General features: G+C 72.0%; 6 protein-coding genes, 1 pseudogene and 1 riboswitch. Of the genes and pseudogenes, 2 read left to right on the forward strand and 5 right to left on the reverse strand.

Features of this window, described 5'->3' with window-relative positions; translation table 11 throughout:
* The 5 genes and pseudogenes from D471_RS35700 to D471_RS0122985 form a co-directional block, all read right to left on the reverse strand.
* On the reverse strand, positions 1 to 742 hold a 742-nt coding region (locus D471_RS35700), incomplete at its 3' end, for a 3-hydroxyisobutyryl-CoA hydrolase (protein ID WP_017600791.1).
* Complete coding sequence (locus tag D471_RS35705) at positions 742 to 1,611, reverse strand: acyl-CoA dehydrogenase family protein (RefSeq protein ID WP_017600792.1); 870 nt, start codon at positions 1,609 to 1,611, stop codon at positions 742 to 744. The genes D471_RS35705 and D471_RS35700, both read right to left, overlap by 1 nt.
* Before the next feature lie 113 nt (positions 1,612 to 1,724).
* Positions 1,725 to 1,862 (reverse strand): annotated as a pseudogene (locus D471_RS42365) (acyl-CoA dehydrogenase family protein); the annotation flags it as partial.
* A gap of 10 nt (positions 1,863 to 1,872) precedes the next feature.
* Positions 1,873 to 3,399, reverse strand: coding sequence for a CoA-acylating methylmalonate-semialdehyde dehydrogenase (locus D471_RS0122980; RefSeq protein ID WP_017600793.1), 1,527 nt, complete (start codon positions 3,397 to 3,399; stop codon positions 1,873 to 1,875).
* Positions 3,400 to 3,614: 215 nt separating this feature from the next.
* Positions 3,615 to 3,801, reverse strand: a riboswitch (cobalamin riboswitch).
* Positions 3,802 to 3,929: 128 nt separating this feature from the next.
* Entirely contained in the window at positions 3,930 to 4,517 is a 588-nt protein-coding gene (locus D471_RS0122985; protein ID WP_017600794.1) for a TetR/AcrR family transcriptional regulator, read from the reverse strand.
* Positions 4,518 to 4,950: 433 nt separating this feature from the next.
* Here D471_RS0122985 and D471_RS0122990 point away from each other — a divergent pair, with 433 nt between their 5' ends.
* The gene (locus D471_RS0122990; RefSeq protein ID WP_017600795.1) at positions 4,951 to 6,054 is read left to right on the forward strand and encodes a WD40/YVTN/BNR-like repeat-containing protein; all 1,104 of its coding nucleotides are present in this window, start codon (positions 4,951 to 4,953) and stop codon (positions 6,052 to 6,054) included.
* 1 nt (position 6,055) lies between these two features.
* Entirely contained in the window at positions 6,056 to 6,340 is a 285-nt protein-coding gene (locus D471_RS0122995; RefSeq protein ID WP_017600796.1) for a ubiquitin-like small modifier protein 1, read from the forward strand.
* Positions 6,341 to 6,586: the final 246 nt, after the last annotated feature.

Below are 6,586 nucleotides of genomic sequence, written 5' to 3' on the forward strand. Positions count from 1 at the left end.
CGATCCAGTGCCGGGAACCGGCCAGATCACCGGCCGGGGCGGTCTCGGCGAACCGGCCGACGGCGTCGGCGACGTCCTCGGCGGAGGCGGCCTTGGTGAGCGCGTCGGCCAGGTCGGCCAGCCGCTCGGACGGGACGAAGTGGTCGGCGAGCCCGGTGTACACGGCGTCCCCGGGGCCGACGGGAGCGGCGGTCAGGGCCATGTGCGTGCCGGTCTCCCCGGGGGCCCGGGACAGCAGGAAGGTGCCGCCGACGTCGGGCACGAACCCGATCGTGGCCTCGGGCATGCCGACGGTGGAGCGCTCGGTGACCACGCGGACGCTCCCGTGCGCGGACACGCCCACCCCGCCGCCCATGACGACGCCGTCCATGAGCGCGACGTACGGCTTGGTGAACCGGGCGATGTGCGCGTTGAGCAGGTACTCGTCGCGCCAGAAGGCGGCGGCCTCGTGACCGTCCTCCTTGGCGCTGGCCTGGATGGAGCGGATGTCGCCGCCCGCGCACAGGCCGCGCTCCCCCGCCCCGTCGATGAGCACGGCGGCCACGGCGTCGTCGCCCTCCCAGGCGGTGAGGGCGGCCTCGACGTCCCGCACCATGGCGTGGTTGAGGGCGTTGATCGCGCGGGGCCGGTTCAGGGTGATGCGGCCGAGCCCGCCCTCGACGCGCGCCACGACCTCGGCGTCGGGCGGGGTGGGCCGGGCGGCTCCGGTGGACGTGGTGGCGGCTCCGGGTGTCTCGGACATCAGGCGGCCCCGGTGAGTCCGCGAGCGATGATCAGGCTCATGATCTCGTTGGTTCCTTCCAGGATTCGGTGCACCCGCAGGTCGCGGACGATCTTCTCAATCCCGTACTCGGTGAGGTACCCGTACCCCCCGTGCAGTTGGAGGGCCTCGTCGGCGACGGTGTACCCGGCTTCGGTGGCGAACCGCTTGGCCATGGCGCACAGCTGCTGCGCCTCGGGGTCGCCCGCGTCCAGGGCCGCGGCGGCCCGCCACAGCAGGGACCGTGCGGCCTCCAGCTCCGTGGCCATCCCGGCGAGCCGGAACCGCAGCGCCTGGGCGTTGATCAGCGGTGATCCGAACGCCTCCCGGTCGCCCAGGTAGGCGGTACTGGCCTCCAGGGCGGCACGGCCCCCGCCGAGCGAGCAGGCGGCGATCCCGAGCCGGCCGCCGTTGAGGCCGTGCATCGCGATCCGGAAGCCGTCGCCCTCCTCCCCCAGACGGCGGTCGGCCGGGACCCGGACGGCGTCCAGGATCACCTGGCGCGTGGGTTGGGCGTTCCAGCCCATCTTGGTCTCGTTGGCGCCGAAGGACAGCCCCGGGTCGTCGCGGTGGACGACGAACGCGGACACGCCGGAGGATCCGGTGTCCCCGGTCCGGGCCATGACCAGGTACACCTCAGACGCGCCCGCGCCGGAGATGAACTGCTTGGTGCCGGTGATGACGTAGTGGTCGCCGTCGCGCTCGGCGCGCGTGCCGAGCGCGGCGGCGTCGGAGCCCGCGCCGGGTTCGGTGAGGCAGTAGCTGCCCAGGGTCTGGGCGGAGCAGAGGTCGGGCAGCCAGCGGGCCCGCTGTTCGTCGGAGCCGTAGCGGTCGACCATCCAGGCGACCATGTTGTGGATGGACAGGTACCCGGCGATGGACGGGCAGCCGGTGGCCAGGGCNCGAGGCGGGTCAGGCCGGAGCCCCCGGACCCCTCGCCGACGTACACGCCGCCCAGTCCGAGTTCGGCGGCCTTGCGGAGCACGTCCACGGGGAAGTGCTTGGCCTGGTCCCACTCGACGGCGTGCGGCGCGAGGTGCTCGCGGGCGAAGTCGCGGGCGGTCTCGGCCAGGATGAGCTGGTCCTCGGTGAGTGTGTTCAACGGGGGCCGCCTAGCGCATGACCGGGATCGTGAAGCTGGCGCCCTCCTTGGCCCCGGACGGCCACCGGGAGGTGACGGTCTTGGTGCGCGTGTGGAACCTGATCGAGTCGGGGCCGTGCTGGTTGAGGTCGCCGAACCCGGACCGCTTCCAGCCGCCGAAGGTGTGGTAGGCGACGGGGACCGGGATCGGCACGTTGACGCCGACCATGCCGGTGTTGACGCGCTGGGAGAAGTCGCGGGCGGTGTCGCCGTCGCGGGTGAAGATCGCGACGCCGTTGCCGTACTCGTGCTCGCTGGGCAGGCGGAGGGCCTCCTCGTAGGTGTCCGCGCGCACGACGGAGAGCACGGGGCCGAAGATCTCCTCGCGGTAGATCCGCATGTCGGTGGTGACCCGGTCGAAGAGGCTGGGGCCGGTGAAGAACCCGTCCTCGTATCCGGGGACGGTGTGCCCGCGCCCGTCCACGACCAGTTCCGCGCCCTCCTCGACACCCAGGTCCACGTAGCGCTCGACCCGCTCCAGGGCCTCGCGCGTGACGAGCGGGCCGAAGTCGGCGTCGGGGTCGTGGGAGGGCCCGACGCGGAGGGCGCCGATGCGCTCGGTGAGGCGGGCGACCAGGGCGTCAGCGGTCTCCTGCCCGACCGGGACGGCCACGGACACGGCCATGCAGCGTTCGCCCGCGGACCCGTAACCGGCGCCGAGCAGGGCGTCCACGGCCTGGTCGAGGTCGGCGTCGGGCATGACGATCATGTGGTTCTTGGCTCCGCCGAAGCACTGGGCCCGCTTACCGTGCGCGGTCGCGGTCGTGTAGACGTACTCGGCGATGGGGGTGGAGCCGACGAACCCGACGGCGGCCACGCGGGGGTCGGTGAGCAGGGTGTCGACGGTCTCCTTGCCGCCGTTGACGACGTTGAGCACGCCCGGGGGCAGCCCCGCCTCGAGGAAGAGCTCGGCGAGGCGGAGCGGGACGGAGGGGTCGCGCTCGGAGGGCTTGAGGATGAACGCGTTGCCGCAGGCGAGGGAGGGGGCGGCCTTCCAGAGCGGGATCATCGCGGGGAAGTTGAACGGGGTGATGCCCGCGACGACGCCCAGTGGCTGGCGGAGGGAGTGGACGTCGATCCCGGTCCCGGCGTTGTCGGTGAACTCGCCCTTGAGCAGGTGCGGGATCCCGGCGGCGAACTCGACCACCTCCAGGCCGCGCTGGATGTCGCCGTGCGCGTCGGGGACGGTCTTGCCGTGTTCGGCGGACAGGAGGCGGGCGAGGGTGTCGCGCTCGTCGTCGACGAGTTGGAGGAAGCGGAGGAGGACGCGGGCGCGGCGCTGGGGGTTCCAGGCGGCCCACTCGGCCTGGGCGGCCTCGGCGTCGGCGATGACGGCCTCGGTCTCGGCCCGGTCGGCGAGGGGGACGCGGGCCTGGACGGTGCCGTTGTTGGGGTCGTGGACGTCGCCGAAGGCGCCCGACCGCCCGGGGACGTGCTTTCCATGCACGAAGTGCGTGAGTTCGCGGGGCTCGTTGGGTTCGTGGGTCTCACTGACCATGGCGCACCAGCTCTCGTCTGGAGGCGGAGCGGGGCACGGGGGCATGGGGGAACGGGGCCGCGATGGTGCGCGGCCGGCCGGGCGGCCCGTGGTGTCGGGTCGCCGGGTTCAGCGGTCGTGCCCGATCGCGTGCCCGGGCGGCGTTCCGTGCCCGGGCCGGGTCGCGTGGGCGCGTACCGGTGCCATGCGTGCTCGCTCCATCCTCGTGGATCACACGGTTGTCGACAGCCGCGGCCGGTATCCTGACTCCCGGATCAGCGCGCTCTCCCCGCCTTCCCGGCTGACGCCAGTGGCATCGTCTGGGCGAGCGCTTCCCGGACACAGTGGCGGGACCGTGCCGGATTCCCACCGGCTTCCCTGCACCGCGGCTCTGTGACGCCCACCATATAGTTGGACGTCCAAGTAAATCCAGAGCCCAGGGAGTGTGACCCGGGCCACACGGGTCGAGGGGGTGTTCTGGGTGGAACCGGAGTCGGCGGCCCGGGACGGGGAGACGGACGGACGCGCGTCGGCGCGCCTGACCGGGGGCGCTACCGGTCCAGCCCCGCGAGGAGCTCGTGGGCCTCGTCCAGATGGGCGGGAACGGCCTCCGGCCCCTCCGCCAGGCGCATCGCGGTGAGCTCGCAGGCCATGGCGACATGAGCGGCCAGGACGGCCACGGCCTCCGTCGCACCGACCTCCATGAGCGCGTTCGCCAGTTTGTCGGCCCGGCACTGCTGCACCAGGAGGTAGCGGGACTTGAGGTCGTCGCTCTCACGCAGCAGCCGCATCAGCACCGCCGCGTGATCGGGCGACAGGGAGGTGTGCGGACGGACGCCCGCCTCGCGGAGGAGTCCGACCGCGGCACCGAGGTCGTCCCCCACCGAGGCGGACGCCTTCTCTCGCACGTGGGCACACACGCGCTCGATCTCATCCGCGTCGTCCGCGAACAGCACCTGCTGTTTGTCCCCGAAGTACCGGAAGAAGGTGGTACGCCCCACCTCGGCGCGTTCGGCGATCGCCGCGACGGTGACGTTGTCGAATCCGTGCTCGTCGAAGAGCTGGAAGGCGGCCGACACGATCAACGCGCGGGCCTTACGCCGTTTACGGGCGTGGAGCGTGTCCGGGGGGTGGTGCATGAGGCAACCCTATCGAGTGGGAACCCGGTTCTCCGTGAGACTCGAGACCATAAGTACTCTGGTCCCAAAACGCTCCGTGAGCACCTGGGTAGCGGGAAGTCGTTTGGCCGATCTGGTTGCGGACACGGGCGTCGGGCTCAGCCGGGGACCCCACGCACATGTTCCGGTTGGCCCGGAATTTTATTGCAGAACCGACGCCGGGTGACAACCGCCTTCCGGAGACCGGCCGGAGCCGACGTGGAATGTGGTTCCCCACTCACGCAGGTTATGCCACCGATGGGCCGACCATTTTGTCAGCCGACCAAAATTCTCCACCCAACAAAATAGTTAAGTTTCCTAACTATAGGCGCACCGCACAGTTCGCGCGACCTCCCCCAGAATGACGGCCCCCTGTGCCACAGTGGGAGACCTGCATCACACCCTGGAGTTGGTTATGACGTATCTCCTGGTCATCGGTACGCGCAAGGGGCTCTTCACCGCCAAGAGCGAGGATCGGCGCGCATGGGAGGTGACCGGCCCCCACCGGCTGGACGCGGCCGACTACGCGAGCATGAGCGCGGTGTACGCCGTCGGCGTCGACCCGCGCTCCGGCCGCGTCCTCGCCGGAGCCGAGAGCTCACACTTCGGCCCGAGTGTCTGGTACAGCGACGACAACGGGGCGTCGTGGCACGAACCGGGCACCGCGCCCATCGCCTTCCCCGAGGACACCGACGCCTCGTTCACCCGCGTCTGGCAGTTCGCGTTCGGGCCCGAGCCCGACACGGTGTACGCGGGTGTGGAACCGCACGCCCTCTTCCGGTCGACGGACGCAGGACTGAGCTTCAGGCTGGTGCGTCCCCTCTGGGACCACCCCCACCGCGCGGACTGGTTCCCCGGTGCGGGCGGCGGCGCGATCCACACCATCCTGCCGGGGCTCCTGGGGGCGGGCGACCGCGCTCCGGAGGCCATGACCGTCGCCATGTCCACCGGCGGTGTCTACCAGACCCGCGACGCCGGGGCGACCTGGACACCGGCGAACAAGGGCGTCTCGGCCGTGTTCCTCCCGGACGAGGAGCCCGAGTACGGCCAGTGCGTCCACAAGGTCGCGGCGGCACCGAACGGGGTCCTCTACCTCCAGAACCACCACGGGGTCTACCGCAGCGCGGACCCCGCCGGGGAGGGGTGGACGTCCATCGAGGAGGGCCTGCCCTCCAACTTCGGGTTCGCCGTGGTCACGCACCCGAGCCGTCCGGAAACCGCGCTCACCTTCCCGGTGATCAGCCAGGAGGTGCACCTGCCGCCCGGCGACCGCCTGGGCGTGTACCGCACGGACGACGGCGGCGACAGCTGGCGGCCGGTCACCGAGGGCCTGCCGCAGGAGCCCTACTTCGGGATCGTCCTGCGCGACGCGGCCTGCACGGACGGGGCGGACGTGCCGGGGTTCTACTTCGGCACCCGGACGGGTGACGTCTACGCCGCCACGGACGACGGGGACCGCTGGCACCAGGTGGCCGCCCACCTGCCCGACGTCCTGTGCGTGCGCGCCGTGGAGGTGTGAGATGCGCGTGACGGTCCACCTGCCGGGGCTCCTGCGCGCGGACGCGGACGGCGCCGCCCACGTTCCGGTCGAGGTCGACGACGGCACCGGGCTGCGGGACGTACTGAACGCCCTGACCGCCCGGCATCCGGGGCTGGACCGGCGGATCCGCGACGAGCGGGGCGCGCTCCGCCGGTACGTGAACGTGTTCGTCAACGGAGACGAGTGCCGGGGCATCGGCGGCCTGGACGCCCCGGTCCCCGACGGGGCGGACGTCCGCCTCCTCCCCTCGGTGGCGGGCGGTTGAGCGGTGTCTTGCGGGGCCTGCGCTCCGCTTCGGCCCGGGTTCGGACGCCCCGAAGGCGGGGATTCCTCATCCTCGTCTTCGCCCGCCCGTCGCCCGCCACCACCCTCAACGGACGCCCGGTGGCGCGGTTCCTCCCTCCTCGTCGCCCGCCACCACCCTCAACGGACGCCTACGGCGCGGCCCGACGCACGCTCGTTCCCCGCTCGCGGCTCGACCCGTCTGGCGGAACCCCGCCGGCGTCCCACC

Origin of the sequence: Nocardiopsis lucentensis DSM 44048, from assembly GCF_000341125.1 — a bacterium.
GTDB classification, from domain to species: Bacteria; Actinomycetota; Actinomycetes; order Streptosporangiales; family Streptosporangiaceae; genus Nocardiopsis; species Nocardiopsis lucentensis.